At 63.1% G+C, this 16,921-nt stretch carries 13 protein-coding genes; 2 read left to right on the top strand and 11 right to left on the bottom strand.

The features are described from left to right. Positions 1-68: 68 nt before the first annotated feature. Both panB and panC read right to left on the bottom strand, forming a co-directional pair. Positions 69-890 (bottom strand): 3-methyl-2-oxobutanoate hydroxymethyltransferase, encoded by an 822-nt coding sequence (gene panB, locus N0Q91_RS06700; protein ID WP_018095440.1) that lies wholly within the window; start codon positions 888-890, stop codon positions 69-71. 2 nt (positions 891-892) lie between these two features. Next, entirely contained in the window at positions 893-1,768 is an 876-nt protein-coding gene (gene panC / locus N0Q91_RS06695) for a pantoate--beta-alanine ligase (protein ID WP_275597668.1), read from the bottom strand. A gap of 347 nt (positions 1,769-2,115) precedes the next feature. Here panC and N0Q91_RS06690 point away from each other — a divergent pair, with 347 nt between their 5' ends. Continuing rightward, positions 2,116-2,520, top strand: a complete 405-nt coding sequence (locus N0Q91_RS06690; protein ID WP_026168647.1) for a VOC family protein — start codon at positions 2,116-2,118, stop codon at positions 2,518-2,520. Positions 2,521-2,654: 134 nt separating this feature from the next. On the opposite strand, the gene ligA is transcribed toward N0Q91_RS06690, so the two are convergent. The 9 genes from ligA to aqpZ all read right to left on the bottom strand — a co-directional run bounded on the left by ligA (position 2,655) and on the right by aqpZ (position 15,169). Then, the gene (ligA, locus tag N0Q91_RS06685) at positions 2,655-4,808 is read right to left on the bottom strand and encodes an NAD-dependent DNA ligase LigA (protein WP_275597667.1); all 2,154 of its coding nucleotides are present in this window, start codon (positions 4,806-4,808) and stop codon (positions 2,655-2,657) included. A gap of 97 nt (positions 4,809-4,905) precedes the next feature. Further along, on the bottom strand, positions 4,906-6,579 hold the full coding sequence (recN, locus tag N0Q91_RS06680) for a DNA repair protein RecN (RefSeq protein WP_275597666.1): 1,674 nt from the start codon (positions 6,577-6,579) through the stop codon (positions 4,906-4,908). Between the two features lie 36 nt (positions 6,580-6,615). After that, entirely contained in the window at positions 6,616-7,482 is an 867-nt protein-coding gene (bamD, locus tag N0Q91_RS06675) for an outer membrane protein assembly factor BamD (RefSeq protein ID WP_018095445.1), read from the bottom strand. A gap of 265 nt (positions 7,483-7,747) precedes the next feature. Then, positions 7,748-8,701, bottom strand: a complete 954-nt coding sequence (gene lpxC / locus N0Q91_RS06670) for a UDP-3-O-acyl-N-acetylglucosamine deacetylase (protein WP_275597665.1) — start codon at positions 8,699-8,701, stop codon at positions 7,748-7,750. A 426-nt stretch (positions 8,702-9,127) separates the two neighbouring features. Further along, positions 9,128-10,909 carry a cell division protein FtsZ gene (gene ftsZ / locus N0Q91_RS06665; RefSeq protein ID WP_275597664.1) on the bottom strand — a complete coding sequence of 594 codons (1,782 nt, stop codon included), beginning with the start codon at positions 10,907-10,909 and terminating at the stop codon, positions 9,128-9,130. 94 nt (positions 10,910-11,003) lie between these two features. Next, positions 11,004-12,332 carry a cell division protein FtsA gene (gene ftsA, locus N0Q91_RS06660; protein WP_010969742.1) on the bottom strand — a complete coding sequence of 443 codons (1,329 nt, stop codon included), beginning with the start codon at positions 12,330-12,332 and terminating at the stop codon, positions 11,004-11,006. Continuing rightward, positions 12,329-13,258, bottom strand: coding sequence for a cell division protein FtsQ (ftsQ, locus tag N0Q91_RS06655; protein WP_275597663.1), 930 nt, complete (start codon positions 13,256-13,258; stop codon positions 12,329-12,331). Before ftsQ ends, ftsA begins: the two co-directional genes overlap by 4 nt. After that, the gene (locus N0Q91_RS06650) at positions 13,246-14,172 is read right to left on the bottom strand and encodes a D-alanine--D-alanine ligase (protein WP_275597662.1); all 927 of its coding nucleotides are present in this window, start codon (positions 14,170-14,172) and stop codon (positions 13,246-13,248) included. The genes ftsQ and N0Q91_RS06650 overlap by 13 nt, the downstream gene beginning before the upstream one ends. Before the next feature lie 310 nt (positions 14,173-14,482). Beyond that, the gene (gene aqpZ, locus N0Q91_RS06645) at positions 14,483-15,169 is read right to left on the bottom strand and encodes an aquaporin Z (RefSeq protein WP_275597661.1); all 687 of its coding nucleotides are present in this window, start codon (positions 15,167-15,169) and stop codon (positions 14,483-14,485) included. A gap of 400 nt (positions 15,170-15,569) precedes the next feature. On the opposite strand from aqpZ, the gene N0Q91_RS06640 reads away from it, so the two are divergent. After that, positions 15,570-16,880: an MFS transporter gene (locus tag N0Q91_RS06640; protein WP_275597660.1), complete on the top strand. Its 1,311-nt coding sequence runs from the start codon at positions 15,570-15,572 to the stop codon at positions 16,878-16,880. Positions 16,881-16,921 lie beyond the last annotated feature (41 nt).

Below are 16,921 nucleotides of genomic sequence, written 5' to 3'. Positions count from 1 at the left end.
GGAAGACCAGGTGCTCGGCCGGCCAACCATAAGAAGGCGGACGCAAGGAAGGCGCCCGCCCCGACACGTCAGCGCTTTACCTGAAACGTGTGCTCTATGCCGGGAAAAGTGCGTGCCTTCACCTCGTTGGCATAGGCCTCCGCCGCCTTTGAGATCGTCGGTGCCAGTTCGGCGAAGTGCTTGACGAAGCGCGGTTTGAAATCGTTGAAAAGACCCAGCATGTCGTCCGATACCAGGATCTGGCCGTCGCAGGCCGGCGAAGCGCCGATGCCGATGGTCGGCGCGCGCAGCGTGGCGGTTATCTCGCGGGCGACCGGCTCCACCGTTCCTTCGACCACGATGGCGAAAGCGCCGGCATCGTCGATCGCCTTGGCGTCGCGGCGGATCTTGGCCACTTCCTTCTCGTTGCGCCCGACCGAGCGGTAGCCGCCCGTCGTGTTGACGAGCTGCGGCATCAAGCCCACATGGCCGAGCACCGGAATGCCACGGCTGACAAGGAATTCGACCGTCTCGGCCATCTCGGCCCCGCCCTCGAGCTTCACTGCGCTGCAGCCCGTTTCCTTCAGGATGCGCGCGGCGCTGCGGAAGGCCTGTTCCTTGGATTCCTGATAGGCGCCGAAAGGCAGGTCGACGACGACACAACAGCGCTCCGAACCGCGCATGACCGCCTGGCCATGCGCAATCATCATGTCGAGCGTGACGCCGACGGTCGTATCGAGGCCGTAGAGAACCATGCCGAGCGAATCGCCGACGAGGAGGAAATCCACATGAGGATCGAGAAGACGTGCGATCGGCGTCGTATAGGCCGTCAGGCTGACGATCGGGCGCTCACCCTTCAGGGCTTCGATGCTGGCGGGGCTGAGCCGCCGTTTCGTGGTCTGGACGCTCATTCTCAGGCTACCTTTGCAAAACGGGCGGATTTCGGGGCTATGACGCGGTTGTCGAGCAGCTTCGTGGTGCCGAAGAGGACGAAGAGCAGGAGCAGGACCGGCTTTTCTCCGATCTCGCCGACGGGCTCAAGCGTTTCCGGGTCGCGCAGCGCCACCACTTCGGGCCGCGCCAGGGGCTCGCCGGCGAGAAACTCCAAGACACCCTTCTCGATTGCGGCCGGTTCGGTGACGCCGCTTGCGATCAGCCGCTCGGCCTCGTCCAGCGCCTTCGGCACGATCGCGGCTGCACGCCGCTCTTGTGTCGTCAGATAGACGTTGCGCGACGAACAGGCGAGCCCGTCCTCCTCGCGCACCGTCGGTACGCCGATGACCGTAACCGGCTGCGCCAGATCCTCGACCATGCGCCGGATGATCTGGAGCTGCTGGAAATCCTTTTCGCCGAAATAGGCGCGGTCCGGCTGGACGATGTTGAAGAGCTTGGTGACGACGGTCGCGACGCCTGCGAAATGGCCGGGCCTCACCGCGCCTTCGAGCTCGGAGCCGAGCTTCGGCACGTCGACCACCGTTTCCATCGGCCGCGGATACATGTCGGAAACGCCGGGGGCAAAAAGGAAATCGACGCCGCCATCGGTCAGCAGCGCCCGATCACGGGCGAGGTCGCGCGGGTATTTGCCAAGATCCTCGTTCGCGCCGAACTGCAGCGGATTGACGAATATGCTGGCAACGACCACGTCGTTCTCGCCGCGGGCGCGGCGCACGAGTTCCATATGGCCGACATGAAGATAGCCCATGGTGGGGACCAGTCCGACGGACCTGCCCGCGCGCCGATGCTCGGCAAGGGCCTCTCGCAGTTCGGCGATGGTGCTGATGGTTCTCATTTCGGACCCTCCAATCCGCCGGGACGTCAGACACGCCCCGCTTCGCCGATATGGCTCCTGCATCGTCAAAATGCTACAGCGACAGTTGCGCGTCCGATAAGACGCGCGGCTGCGGGCGCCAGCCCCGCGAAAAGGCAATTGCACAAATTTTGGCTGCAAGATCTATCTTGTGCAGCGCAAAAACACAAACGGAAATGGGCTCAAATTCGAAGCGCCGCACCTGATCGGCGTCTCAGACCGCGGTCGAGTACGAGGGGTCGCAAAATTCAACGAGACCTGTCGGCACGCGGCACATGTCTTCGTCCTTGGCTCATCGAAGCGAAACCATCTTCAACAAGGAGCACCCCATGCGCATGATTTTCGTCAACCTGCCGGTCAAGGATCTGAAAGCCTCGCGGTCCTTCTTCTCCGCTTTGGGCTTTACATTCAACGAGCAGTTTTCCGACGAGACCGCCGCCTGCATGGTCATCGACGACAATATCTTCGCCATGCTTCTGACCGAGCCGAAGTTCCGTAGCTTCATCGTCGGCGAGATCAGCGACACGGCAAAGGGCACCGAAGTCATCACCGCGCTCTCCGCCGGAAGCCGTGCCGAATGCGACGACATGTTCGACAAGGCTATTGCCGCGGGCGGCAAGCCATGGAAGCCGGCGATCGACTACGGCTTCATGTACGGCATCAGCTTCCAGGACCTGGATGGCCACGTCTGGGAGTTCATGTGGATGGACATGTCGGCTGAGCAGCAGGCGTGACGATCTAAACCAACGGGTCACGCGGCATCGCTCTCATCCGCCTGCCGGCACCTTCTCCCCCGTCCATGGGGAGAAGGGACTGGGAGGGGCGCCGCGAATCCCCTTCGCCCCGCTTGCGGGAGAAACAAAACACGCTACCCGCCGATCAACGCCAGCCACTCGTCCTCGTCCATCGTCTGGACGCCGAGTTCGCGGGCCTTGTCGAGCTTCGAGCCTGCGCCCGGGCCGGCAACGACGATGTCGGTCTTCTTGGATACCGATCCCGCCACCTTGGCGCCGAGACTCTCCGCCTTTGCCTTCGCCTCCTCGCGCGTCATCTTCTCGAGCGATCCCGTGAAGACGACCGTCTTGCCGGCGACGGGGCTGTCGATCGCCACGGGCAATGCCGCGCTTTCGGGCGTAACTTCGCGCAGCAGCTCGGAAACGACCTTCAGGTTGCGCGGCTCCTTGTAGAACTCGACAATGGCGCGAGCGACCACCTCGCCAATGCCGTCGATGCTGTTCAGCTCGTTCCAGGCATCTCCCGAAAAGCCTGCCGCCTCGGTCATGGCCGCCCCGAAATGCTCGTAGCTGCCATAGGAACGCGCAAGCAGCTTGGCGGTGGTCTCGCCCACATGGCGGATGCCAAGCGCATAGATCAGGCGATGAAGCGCTATCGAGCGGCGGGCATTGATCGCCTCGTACAGCTTGCGGACGCTTACCTTGCCGAATCCATCGATGTTCTCGAGCTTGTTGAGCGATTGCTCCTGGCGGCGTTCGAGCGTGAAGATCTCGGGGGCGGTGCGGATCCTCAGATTCTCGTCCTCGCTTTCGAAGAAGAACTCGATCTGCTTGGAGCCGAGGCCTTCGATGTCGAAGGCATTGCGCGAGACGAAATGCTTCAGATGCTCGACCGCCTGCGCACGGCAGACGAAGCCGCCCGTGCAGCGGCGCACGGCATCCACCTTGCCGGTCTTTTCGTTGATGTCGCGCACCGCATGGCTGCCGCAGATGGGGCACGTCGTGGGAAACCTGTAGGGCTCGGCGCCTTCCGGCCGCTCGTCCATCACCACGTCGACGATCTGAGGGATCACGTCCCCTGCCCGCTGGACGATCACCATGTCGCCGATACGGACGTCGCGCCCATCGCGGATCGGTTCGCCGGTGTTGCCGACGCCCCGGATATAATCCTCGTTGTGCAGCGTCGCGTTAGTGACGACGACGCCTCCGACCGTGATCGGCTCCAGCCGCGCGACGGGCGTCAGGGCGCCGGTACGGCCGACCTGAATGTCGATGCCCTTCAGACGCGTGAACGCCTGTTCGGCCGGAAACTTGTGCGCCGTTGCCCAGCGCGGACTGCGCGAGCGGAAGCCGAGCCTGGCCTGCAGATCGAGCCGGTCGACCTTGTAGACGACGCCGTCGATGTCGTAGTCGAGGTCCGGACGCTCCCGCTCGATATGGTGATAGTGCTCCAGGAGCGCGTCGGCGGAGAAGAAGCGCTGCATCAGCGGGTTGACCGGGAATCCCCAGGCCTTGAAGGTCTCCACCATGCCGAGCTGCGTATCCGCAGGCATGGCCGAAATCTCGCCCCAGGCATAGGCGAAGAAGCGCAGCTTGCGGTTCGCCGTCACCTTCGCGTCCAGCTGACGGAGCGAACCCGACGCCGTATTGCGCGGGTTGACGTAGAGCGGCCTGCCCTGCGCCGCCATTTCGGCATTGAGCGCGGCGAAGTCCGATTTCGCCATGTAGATCTCGCCGCGGATCTCGACGACGTCAGGCGCGTCGGCCGGAAGCGTCTGCGGGATCATGCCGATGGTACGAACATTGGCCGTGACGTTTTCCCCGGTCGTGCCGTCGCCGCGGGTCGCAGCCGTGACGAGCCGCCGGTTTTCGTAGCGCAGCGACATGGATAGCCCGTCGATCTTCGGCTCGGCCGTGAAGGCGATCGAGCCGTCCGGGAGCTGGCCGAGGAAGCGGTAGACGCCGGCGACGAATGCGCGGGCGTCCTCGTCCGAGAAGGTATTGTCGAGCGACAGCATCGGCCGCGCATGGGCGACGGGCGCGAAGGTGAGCGAGGGCGCGGCACCGACCTTCCGCGAGGGGCTGTCCTCGCGGACGAGTGCCGGAAAGCGCTCTTCGATGAGATCGTTCCGCCGCTTCAGCCCATCGTAGTCCGCATCCGAAATCTCCGGAGCATCCTTGCCGTGATAGAGTACGTCGTGGCGGGAAAGCTCCGCCGCCAGGAAGGCGAGTTCCTCGGCAGCTTCCGTTTCGTTCAATTGTTCGACGGGTTTTCTTTGATTCAGCATGGATGCGGCTCCAGAACTTTGGAGTCGCTTTTACTGCATGATTCTTAAAATCGGAATCGATTTGAGGGTAACCGATACGAAGATAAGTGAGGGCTATTCAACCGTTGCCGGCGAGCAATCGCGCAGCCGCAGCCCTTGCCTCCTCGGTAATCGAGGCGCCGGCGAGCATGCGGGCGATCTCTTCCGTGCGTGCCGCTTCGTCCATGCGGGCGACGCGGGTGGCGATCATCTCGGTCTTTTCCGCGGAGGGCCCCTTCGAAATCAGGAGATGCGTCGCCGCACGCGCGGCAACCTGCGGCGCATGGGTGACGGAAAGCACCTGCACGGTTTTCGAAAGTCGCTTCAGGCGCTGGCCGATCGCATCCGCCACGGCGCCGCCGACGCCGGTATCGATCTCGTCGAAGACGAGCGTCGGCGCCGAACCGCGGTCGGCGAGCGCCACTTTCAGCGCGAGCAGGAAGCGCGAGAGCTCGCCACCCGAAGCGACCTTCATGATCGGGCCCGGCCTGGTGCCGGGATTGGTCTGGACGTGGAATTCGACCGCATCGATCCCGTCGGCCGTCGGCGATCCCGGATCGCTCGTCACCTCCACCATGAAGCGGGCGCGTTCGAGCTTCAGCGCAGGCAATTCTTCCATGACGGCGGCCGAAAGCGCAGCAGCCGTATTGTGGCGCTTCTCGGAAAGCGAGCGGGCCGCAACGTCGAAGGCCGCCCTGGCTTCGGCGACCTGTATTTCCAGATGCTTCAGCTTCTCCTCGCCGGCGTCGAGATCGGCAAGATCTGCGATCATCCGCGCGGCAAGTGCCGGCAGTTCGGTGACGGGAACCGAATATTTGCGGCTCGCGGCCCGCAGAGCAAAAAGCCGCTCCTCGACGCGCTCGAGTTCCTTCGGATCGAATTCCGTATTGCGGAGCGCGCGCTCGACCGCCATCTGGGCATCCGCGAGCTGGTTCAGCGCCCCGTCCAGAAGCTCGACCGTTTCTTCGAGCAGGCCGGGTGCCTCATGGCTCTTGCGTTCGAGCCGCCGGACGAGCGACGCGATGAGCGGTACCGGCGAGGCGTTGCCGTTCAGAAACTCGGATGCCTCGCTGATGTCTCCGGCAATGCGCTCGACCTTCATCATGCGGGCCCGGCTCTCGGCGAGTTCCTCCTCTTCGCCGTCGCGTGGCGAAAGCGTCTCGAGTTCCTCGACGGAGGAACGCAGATAGTCCGCCTCGCGGGCTGCTGCCTCCACCTTCTCGCGGTGTTTCTTCAGACAGCGCTCGGCATCCTTCCAGCCGCGATAGAAGGTCGCGACGTCTTCCGCAGCTTCGGTCGTGCCGCCGAAAGCGTCGAGCAGCGTGCGGTGCGCGTCGGTGTCGATAAGCGCCCGATCGTCGTGCTGGCCGTGAATTTCAACGAGCGTCTGGCCGACCTGCCGCATCAGCTGGACGCTCACCGGCTGGTCGTTGATGAACGCCTTGGTGCGGCCGTCGGCCGATTGCACACGGCGGAAGATCAGATCGCCATCGTCGTCGATGCCGTTCTCGCGCAGGAAGAGCCGCGCCGCATGGCCGGCGGGAACGTCGAAGACAGCGGTAACCTGGCCTCTGTCCTCGCCGTGACGCACGAGCGAACCGTCGCCGCGGCCGCCCAGCGCGAGCGACAGACTGTCGAGAAGGATGGATTTGCCCGCGCCGGTTTCGCCGGTCAGCACCGAAAGCCCGGCATCGAAGCTGAGGTCAAGCCGTTCGATCAGGACGATATCGCGGATCGCGAGCTGGGCGAGCATCCGGTTTCATATCTTCGTTGTCGGGCGCCGGGAAAATCACGCGCCGATGAGGTTCTTTCCCGCGCGCGCGATCCAGGACGTGCCGGTTTCGCGCGGCTCAAGCCCGCCGGATTGCAGCAGCTTGTAGGAGTCGGCATACCATTGGCTGTCGGGGTAGTTATGCCCGAGAACCGCTGCCGCCGTCTGGGCTTCCCCAGTCACGCCCATCGCATAATAGGCTTCGACGAGACGGGCGAGCGCTTCCTCGACCTGATTGGTGGTCGGATATCGCTCGACGACGGTGCGGAAGCGTGAAATCGCCGCAAGGTATTCCTTGCGCTCGAGATAATAGCGGCCGACCTGCATCTCCTTGCCGGCGAGCTGGTCGCGTGCAAAGCGGATCTTTGCCTGCGCATCGTCGACATATTCGGAGTCCGGATACTTGTCGACGACGACCTGCATCGCCTCGATCGCCTTCGCCGCAGGTCTTTGATCCTGCGTCACCGACGGAATCTGCTTCGTATAGGCAAGGCCCTGGATATATTGCGCGTAGGCCGCGTCTTCCGACTGCGGATAAAGGTTCAGATAACGGTTTGTCGAGTTGATCGCGTCCTGATACTGGCCGTTGCGATAGGATACGAATGCATTCATGACCAGCGCTTTGCGGGCATATTCGGAGAACGGATGCTGCTTGTCGATCGCCTCGAACTTCCGCGCCGCTTCCGTCGTCTTGCCGGCGTTCAGGTTTGCGAGGCCCTGGTTGTAGAGCACGTCCGGCGGATCGGTCTCGGCCGTGAGTTTGGTGATGTCGATGTCCGGATCGTTCTGGCAGGCCGTGATCAGACTGGAGCCGGCGATAGCCGCAAGAACGACCGCGGCGACGCGCGCTGATCTTCTTATGTCGACAGAAACTGCAAGAACCATCGGATATTCCCGTTTCACTCAGCGCCTAGCATCGCGCCAGACTTGCGCGTTTTAGAGCAAGTTACCTCAAGACCGCAACGTCATGATCGGCAATTCATGCAAATTTGTGGCGCCCTGCAGGGCTGCACCCCTTTTCAGATGTGTAAAGCGCCTCTGGCACCGTGAAAATCGGTGCCGAAGAACACGCGTTACTCGGGGCAACGATCGAATCATCATAAAAATGCCGGCCTTTCGGCCGGCGACTGGAGAAGAATGTCCTGTGCCGTCAGGCGGACCAGGGCGCGAAGCCCGGTGCGGCAACCGCCACCATGTCCCGCGAACGGGTGCGCTGACGCGGCGTTGCCGTTTCCACCACCTCATAGGCGATCGGATCGCTGAGCAATGCCTTGAGGGCATTGGCATTCATCCGGTGCCCGCCGCGATAGGAGCGGTAGCAGCCGAGGAAGGGAGCGCCCGCCAGCGAAAGATCGCCTACGGCGTCGAGGGTCTTGTGGCGGACGAACTCGTCCGTATACCGCAGTCCCTCCACATTGATGACCGCGTTGTCGTCCGAGATTACCACGGAGTTTTCGAGTGACGAGCCGAGCGCGAAACCGCCTGCCCAAAGGCGCTCCACATCGCGCATGAAGCCGAAAGTACGCGCCCGCGACAGCTCCCGCTTGAAAACGGAAGGCGTCATGTCACCCTTCCATGCCTGGCGGCCGATCAGCGGGCAGTCGAAATCGATCTCGACTTCGAAGCGCATGCCGTCATAGGGCGTGAATTCCGACCAGGAAGCGCCCGATTCGATGCGCACCGGCTTTAGGATGCGGATATAGCGGCGCTTCTCGGCAAGCGATTGAATACCTGCCTGCTCGATCGCCTCGATAAAGGGAGCTGAGCTGCCATCCATGATCGGCATTTCGGCGCCATGCACCTCGATCGACAGATTGTCGAGGCCGAGCGCATAGACCGCCGCCATGACATGCTCGATCGTCGCGATCGAGGTTGCCGGCGAGAGGCCGAGGACGGTGCAGAGATCGGTGTTGCCGACCTGCGACGAGACGGCCCGGAATTCGCTCACCCGGCCGCCGGCAAGCACACGCTGGAACACGATCCCGGCGTCGGCATCGGCCGGCTGGAAGGTGATCTCGACTTCCGCACCGGAGTGAACGCCAATTCCCTTGAGGGTTATCGGGTTTGCAATCGTCGTCTGAAACCCGAGCAGTTCGATTCCCATTCTCGTCACTTTCAATCAAGGCGGCCTTCGGCCAAAATCCTAGAGGGTGCCACGTTGCTCAAGACACAAGACGAAGTACCGCGATCCCGCGCCAGTCGGCGGAAATCTCGTCTTCGAACTGAACAGCGCCCGATCGAATCGTATGCGTCCCCAATTCCGATGATGAAAATAAGAGTTTGGAGACACCATTCCAAATCACTGTTCGTTTCGGTTTGTTACGCAATTCATATGCGCGCAATGCAAATGACAAGCGTCTGATTTCACGCGAGAAATCGAAAATGCCCGGGCTGGCGCCCGGGCATCGGCAAGGTGAAGGAACGGTCTCCGCATGTTTCCCTGAACCGGAGCCGGCTCAGGAAAAACTGCGGCGACTGAAAGTACCACGGCGACGTTGCGCGTCCGATCGGACGCACGGCACCGTAGGTATCAGCTCGACTGGCGGCGCAGGAACGCCGGAATTTCGAGCTGATCGTCTTCATGCGACCGCATCTGAGGCGCAGCGCGACCGTGATCGTCGAGCTGGCCGCGACGCGGCGCATAGAGGCTGGCTTCCGGCGAAAGCGGCCGGCGCTGTTGCGAGGCGGCGCTTGGTGCGGCGGCGGTCATGTCGGACGAGACATTCGTCGCTTCCCGTTCACGCAGCCCGAGCGAGCTCGTGATCCGGTTCAGGAGTCCCATCGGTCCGCGTTCCTCCTGATGCACAGGCGCCGGCTGCGTCCGGTGATCCATTTCCGCCTTCACGACCGGCGGAAAGTCCTCGACCTTCGGCATGCGTACCGGCTCGGCCTGCTGCCGCACGACCGGGGTGGGCTCCTGCCGGACCGGCTGTGCCTGCATCTGCGGCTGAACGGGCGCCTGCATCTCGACCGGGCGCGGTGCCGGCTGCGCCGGCCGCATGACCGGTGCGGCCTCCGCCGGAGCGACGCCTGCGAAAAGCTTGCTCTGCGGACGGAAGGTCTCTTCCTGCAGTTGCGGCTGCGGCTGCGGCTGCGGCTGCGGTGCGGCGACCTGGGTGCGCGCAGCGATGTCGAGTTCGCGCTCCATTTCGGCTTCGCGAATGGCGAGCGCGATGTGGTCGACATTCTGCTGCTGCTGGAGCGGCTGCTGCACCGGCTGCGGCTGCGGGGCCGGCTGCAGCGAAACAGTCGGCTGCGGCTGGGCCGGAACGGCGGCGGACGGGCGGACGATCGGCTTCGGCGCTACCGGACGAAAGTCGGCGGAGCGGCCGGCCACCTCCGCGGCCGTGCGGTCGATGCCGGTCGCGACGACCGAAACCCGAATGAGGCCTTCGAGCTCCTCGTCGAAGGTCGCGCCAAGAATGATGTTGGCGTCCGGATCGACCTCCTCGCGGATACGCGTCGCAGCCTCATCGACCTCGAACAGCGTGAGGTCGCGGCCACCGGTGATGGAGATGAGCAGGCCTTGAGCGCCCTTCATCGAGGTTTCGTCGAGCAGCGGGTTGGCGATCGCAGCTTCCGCAGCGGCCATTGCGCGGCCTTCGCCGGAGGCTTCGCCCGTGCCCATCATGGCGCGGCCCATTTCGCGCATCACCGAACGGACGTCGGCGAAGTCGAGGTTGATGAGGCCTTCCTTGACCATGAGGTCGGTGATGCAGGCGACGCCGGAATAAAGAACCTGATCGGCCATGGCGAAGGCGTCCGCGAAGGTCGTCTTGTCATTGGCGATGCGGAAGAGGTTCTGGTTCGGGATGACGATCAGGGTGTCGACCGACTTCTGAAGATCGGAAATACCCTGGTCGGCGATCCGCATGCGGCGTCCGCCTTCGAAATGGAACGGCTTGGTGACGACGCCGACGGTGAGGATACCCTTGTTGCGGGCAGCCTGGGCGACGATCGGAGCAGCGCCCGTGCCGGTGCCGCCGCCCATGCCGGCGGTGACGAAGCACATATGCGTGCCCTGCAGGTGATCGATGATCTCGTCGATGCATTCTTCAGCGGCCGCACGGCCGACTTCCGGCTGCGAGCCGGCACCAAGACCTTCGGTGACGGCGACACCCATCTGGATGATCCGCTCGGCCTTGGTCATGGTGAGTGCCTGGGCATCCGTGTTGGCGACGACGAAATCGACGCCCTGGAGCCCGGCGGTGATCATGTTGTTGACGGCGTTGCCGCCGCCGCCGCCGACGCCGAAGACCGTGATACGCGGCTTCAGCTCGGTAATGTCCGGCTTCTGCAAGTTGATGGCCATAGTCCTGTTCCTTCTCTTTCCCTGGCCGCCTTGCCGAGCCGGCCAATTCCTTCAAACTCGAACACCTGTCCCGTTCGGCGCTATGCCGAGCGGTCTAGAAACTTTCTTTCAGCCATTGCCCCATGCGGGCGAAACGGCTGTTGCCGCCGAGGGTGGAGAACATGCCGCTGCCGGCGGCATGCGTCTCGAGGTCGGCGACCTGAGGGTAGATCATCAGCCCGACGGCCGTGGAGAAGGCCGGGCCCTTGGCAGCGGCCGGCAGTCCGGATACGCCGAGCGGGCGGCCGATGCGGACATTGCGTGCAAGGATGCGCCGCGCCGCTTCCGGCAGGCCTGTCAACTGGCTGGCTCCCCCCGTCAATACGATCCGCTTGCCGACGATCGGGCTGAAACCGGACCGCTGGATGCGGTCGCGTATGAGTTCCAGCGTCTCTTCGATGCGAGCGCGAACGATGCGCGAAACCAGAGCGCGCGGCACGTGCGTCGGCTGGTCGCGGTCGTCTTCGCCGATCGGCGGAACCGAAATGATATCGCGCTCGTCCGCGCTGTTCGGAAGCGCCGAACCGTGCACGACCTTCAGGCGCTCGGCATCCTCGATGCGGGTGGACAGGCCGCGCGCAAGATCGGTCGTGACATGGTGGCCGCCAAGCCCGACGGCATCCGCATGGACGAGCTTGCCTTCGGCGAAAACCGAGATCGTCGTCGTACCGCCGCCCATGTCGATGGCCGCACATCCGAGCTCGACCTCGTCATCCACGAGTGCCGCAAGGCCGCTGGCATAGGGCGTCGCGACCATGCCCTCGACCGAGAGGTGAGCGCGGTTGACGCAGAGCTCAAGGTTCTTCAGTGCGGGCCGCTCCGCCGTCAGCACATGCATGTCGACGCCGAGAACGTCACCGAACATCGCCAGCGGGTCGCGGATGCCGCGCTCGCCGTCGAGCGAGAAGCCGGTCGGCAGAGAGTGCAGGATCGCACGATCGGTGCGCAGCGACTGGTGACCCGCGGCAGCGAGTACCTTCTTCAGATCGTTCGCCTCGACCTCCTGCCCGCCGAGATCGATCGTCGCGGTATAGACGTCGCTCTGCAGGCGGCCGGCGGAAACATTCACGATGAGGCTGTCGATGGTCAGTCCCGCCATGCGCTCGGCTGCATCGACCGCAAGCCGGACGACACTTTCGACCGCGTCGAGATCGGCGATGACGCCATTCTTGACGCCCCGCGACTTCTGGTGACCGATGCCGATGACCTCGATGCTGTGCGTGCGCCCGGGCAGGATCTGGCTCTCGGCACGCGGCGTCAGGCGGCCGATCATGCATACCACCTTGGTCGAGCCGATATCGAGCACCGACACGACATGCGACCGCTTCGAGGGCAAAGGTTTCAGACGCGGAAGGCCGAAATTGGCGGATCCGAACAAACTCATATCCGCTTCTCCTGGGCTTTCAGCATTTTCTCCCTCGCCTTGAGTGCGACTTCCCGGCGCTTCACGGCTTCCGGCGTCAACTGTACGGTCGTGCGGTCTTCGAGCCTGAGATCGACGGCGGCGATGTCGCGCTCCAGCAGCTGGTGCGTGTCTTGCATACCGGCGAGCACGCTCATCGCGCGGGCAACATCCTTTTCCGGAAGCTTCACGACGACGCCGTTGTTGAGCCGCAGATCCCAGCGACGCCCGGCCACGCGCACGAAGGCCCTGACGCGGGAGCGGAACTCCGGCCAGCGGGAAAATTCATCGTAGAACGCGGCCGCCGCCGTCTCCGCGTCGCGGCCCACGAAAAGCGGCAGGCTGGCGAACTTGTTGTCCCTGAGCGGCGCGATGACGCTGCCGCTGCGCTCTATCAGGGAGAGATCCGATCCGTGCTGCCAGATACCGAAGGCTTCGCGCTCCTTGAGAACGACCTCGATCGTACCCGGATAGATCTTGCGCACCGTGACGGTCTCCACCCAGGGCAGTTCGCCGATCAGCCGACGCGCCTCCTCGATATCGAGCGCCACCAGTGAGGTCGTGCCGTCCAGGCCGAGCTGCTGGAGAATGTCGATCTCGGAGGTCTGCGCGTTGCCGGAGACGCGGACGTCCTCGATCGCGAAGCCGGCGGCAGTCGTCGAGACCTGCGCGAAGCTCTGCGTGTGGCCGCCGAGCGACATGCCGTAAAGGCCCGTGGCCACCATGAAAGCTGCGGCGGAAACCGTTCCGGTATGATTCGGGAAGCGGATTCGACCGGCGCCAAGGCTGATCAGAAAGCGCACGCCCTTGCGCAGCGGCCGCGGCAGGACGAACGCTTCATCCGCCTCGGCGACAGCGCCGGCCGGGTAACGAACCCTCTTGCCCCTTCTGCCCCTCAGCGCAAGCACGACGCGTCCTCCACCATCCACCTGAGAAATTCACCGAACTGAAGGCCCGCATGCTGCGCCATTTCGGGCACCAGGGACGTTGGGGTCATGCCGGGTTGGGTATTGATCTCGAGCCAGATCAACTCGCCCTCACCATCCCCACGATCGTCGAAACGAAAGTCGGACCGGCTGACGCCGCGGCAACCGATCGCCTCATGCGCCTTCAACGCCAGTGTTTGTATTTTTTGGTAAATATTTGGTGAAATCTGCGCAGGTATGACGTGCTTCGAACCACCTTTTACGTATTTCGAGTCGTAATCGTAGAAGGCGTGCCCCTGCGGGATGATTTCAGTGACGCCGAGGGCGACATCGCCCATGACACCGCAGGTGAATTCGCGTCCCGCAATATAGCGCTCGACCATGATGCGGTCGCCGTAGCGCCACTCGCTTGAGGTGATCACCTGAGGCGGATGCGACTGATCCTCCTTGACGATCACCACCCCGAAGCTCGACCCCTCGCGAACCGGCTTCACCACATAGGGCGGCTTCATCGGATGCTGATTGCCGAAGCTGCGCCGGTCCATGACCAGCGCCTCGGCAACCGGGATGCCGGCAGCCTTGGCGACATGCTTTGCCTGGTCTTTATCCATGGCCAGTGCAGAAGCCAGGACGCCCGAATGGGTATAGGGGATCTCGAGATATTCGAGAATGCCCTGGATCGTCCCGTCCTCGCCGAACGGCCCATGAAGCGCATTGAAGACGACATCCGGGCGCAATTCCTGAAGAACCGCTGCGACGTCGCGACCGACATCGACGCGCGTGACGCGATAGCCTTCCGCCTCCAGGGCATCCGCGCAAGCCGTCCCCGAAGACAGGCTCACCGGCCTCTCCGAGGAAAATCCGCCCAACAGGACAGCAACATGCTTGCTGCTCATTCAAACCCCCAAACAATACGCCACTATCGCGAAGCTTGCTTGCACCTGGCTGATTTCGAAGCCTCGATTCGCGTGACCGTCGCGTGAAACCACTACAACGACATTATGGTTAATGAAGTGTTTACTTTGGTTAACTCTCGCCGCGAAACGCGCTTCGGCGAAACCCGCCCAGAATCAATCAGAGACAAGATTTCCTAGCTGAATCAGAGCTTTCTGTGGCTTGCAAGGGAAATAATCTTAGGAAAGGCAGAGCCCGCCTGCGTGTGCAAGCGGGCTCTACACGGTCTTACGTGGCGCTATCTTTCCCGATCTAGCTGTCGTCGCCGACGATTTTCCATACGATTCCGGCAATGGCTGCACCGATCAGCGGTGCGACCCAGAAGAGCCAGAGCTGGGAAATGGCCCAGTCGCCGACGAACAGCGCCTGTCCGGTCGATCGGGCCGGATTTGCGGAGGTGTTGGTGACCGGGATCGAGACGAGGTGAATCAAGGTCAGCCCAAGGCCGATGGCGATGGGCGCGAAGCCCACAGGCACGCGGCCATGCGTCGAGCCAAGAATGATGAGCAGGAAAAAGGCGGTCATGACGACCTCGGTGACGAGAGCCGCCGTCAACGAGTAGCCCCCCGGAGAATGTTCGCCGTAACCATTGGCGGCGAAACTGCCAAGCTGAAAATCGGCCTTGCCGCTGGCGATCACGTAGAGCACGGCAGCTGCGGCGATCGCGCCGGCGACCTGCGCGATGATGTAACCGACGAGGCTCGCCGGCGGCATTCTGCCGGCAACGGCAAGTCCGACCGATACCGCCGGATTGAAATGGCCGCCGGAAATTCCGCCGACCGCATAGGCCATGGTCAGCACCGTAAGGCCGAAGGCAAAGGAGACCCCGAGCAGGCCGATGCCGACCTCCGGGAAGGCAGCGGCAAGTACGGCGCTGCCGCACCCGCCGAGAACGAGCCAGAAAGTACCGAGAAATTCTGCAGAGAGCTTTCTGAACATGAATATTCCCCCAAATCGAAGCAAAACGCTTCGCCGACGAGAGTTCTCCAGTATTCGATTCTCGTCAAGCGGAAGATGTATTTTCTGTCAATGCCCGCATTACGGGAAGCCCATGAATTCATGTAGGTGGGCATGTCGACTGCTCGAGCAAGCCGGGGCGATGCGCCGGTGGAATATTGCTGCGCCGGCAAGCGCATTTAGTTCGCATTTCTTACGAAATCGGACTTTCTCGATGTGAAAACTTGCGCTAAGAACCGGCCGCCCGCCTCCCAAGACGGCATAACCGCCAGATCATTTTTTTGCGTCCATGGGACAGCGAACTGATCTAACCCTCTGAAACTACGCAATTCCGGCGGGGAGAGTTACTCGCTTTCCCGCGAATTGCCACAGGAACGAACCAATGACAGACGCGACAACCTCGCTGTCGCCGCAGGATCGTGCATTGCATCGGCAGGCCGTGAACTCCCCTGCCCGGGTGCTGTTCGCCAGCCTGGTCGGCACCACGATCGAATTCTTCGACTTCTATGTCTATGCGACCGCAGCGGTGATCATCTTCCCGCACCTTTTCTTCCCTGCAGCCGATCCGACCTCGGCAATGCTGCAGTCCCTCGCCACCTTTTCGATCGCCTTCTTCGCCCGCCCGCTCGGCGCCGTGATCTTCGGTCACTTCGGCGACAGGATCGGCCGGAAGGCGACGCTCGTCGCCGCGCTGATGACCATGGGCATTTCCACGGTCATCATCGGCCTGTTGCCCACCTTTGCGACGATCGGCGTCGTGGCACCGCTGCTGCTTGCCCTTTGCCGTTTCGGTCAGGGCCTCGGCCTCGGCGGCGAATGGGGCGGCGCGGTGTTGCTCGCCACCGAGAATGCGCCCGAAGGCAAGCGGAGCTGGTACGCCATGTTCCCGCAGCTGGGCGCGCCGATCGGCTTCATCCTGTCGGCAGGAACCTTCCTCATCCTCGGCGAAGTCATGAGCGAAGAGGCCTTTTTCGCCTGGGGCTGGCGCGTTCCCTTCATCGCCAGCGTCCTGCTCGTGATCGTCGGCCTCTATGTCCGCCTGAAGATCACCGAAACGCCGGAATTCCAGAAGGCGATCGACAAGCACGAGCGTGTCGAGGTGCCGGTCGCGGCGATCTTTCGCTCGCACAAGCGAAGCCTCGTACTCGGCACCTTCGTGGCGCTCGCGACCTTCGTCCTGTTCTATCTGATGACCGTCTTCTCGCTCTCCTGGGGCACGACCAAGCTCGGCTATTCGCGCGAACAGTTCCTGCTCGTACAGATGACGGGCGTCGTCTTCTTCGGCCTGATGATCCCGGTCTCCGGCATACTTTCGGACCGCTTCGGCCGGCGCCTCGTGCTGGTGCTGACGACGATCGGCATCGGCGTTTTCGGCCTCTTCATGGCACCGCTTCTGTCATCCGGTCTCGGCGGGGCCTTCGTCTTCTCGATCGTCGGCCTCGGCCTGATGGGCCTCACCTACGGGCCGATCGGCGCGGCGCTGGCGGCCCCCTTCCCGACGGCGGTGCGCTATACCGGCGCCTCGATGACCTTCAACCTCGCCGGCATCTTCGGCGCGTCGCTGGCGCCCTATATCGCCACCTGGCTCGCGACCAATTACAGCCTCGGCCATGTCGGCTACTATCTGCTGGCGGCGGCATCGATCACGCTCGTCTGCCTGCTTCTTTCGAACGAGGAAGAGGTCTCGGGCTGAGAGATGGAATAATCCTGAAAAAGGGCCGCGTCGGATATCCG

The sequence above is a fragment of the Sinorhizobium prairiense genome, assembly GCF_029201645.2.
Classification (GTDB): Bacteria; Pseudomonadota; Alphaproteobacteria; order Rhizobiales; family Rhizobiaceae; genus Sinorhizobium; species Sinorhizobium meliloti_A.
The sequence above is the reverse complement of the archived record's forward strand: the minus strand, read 5'-3'. Positions and strand labels throughout refer to the sequence as shown.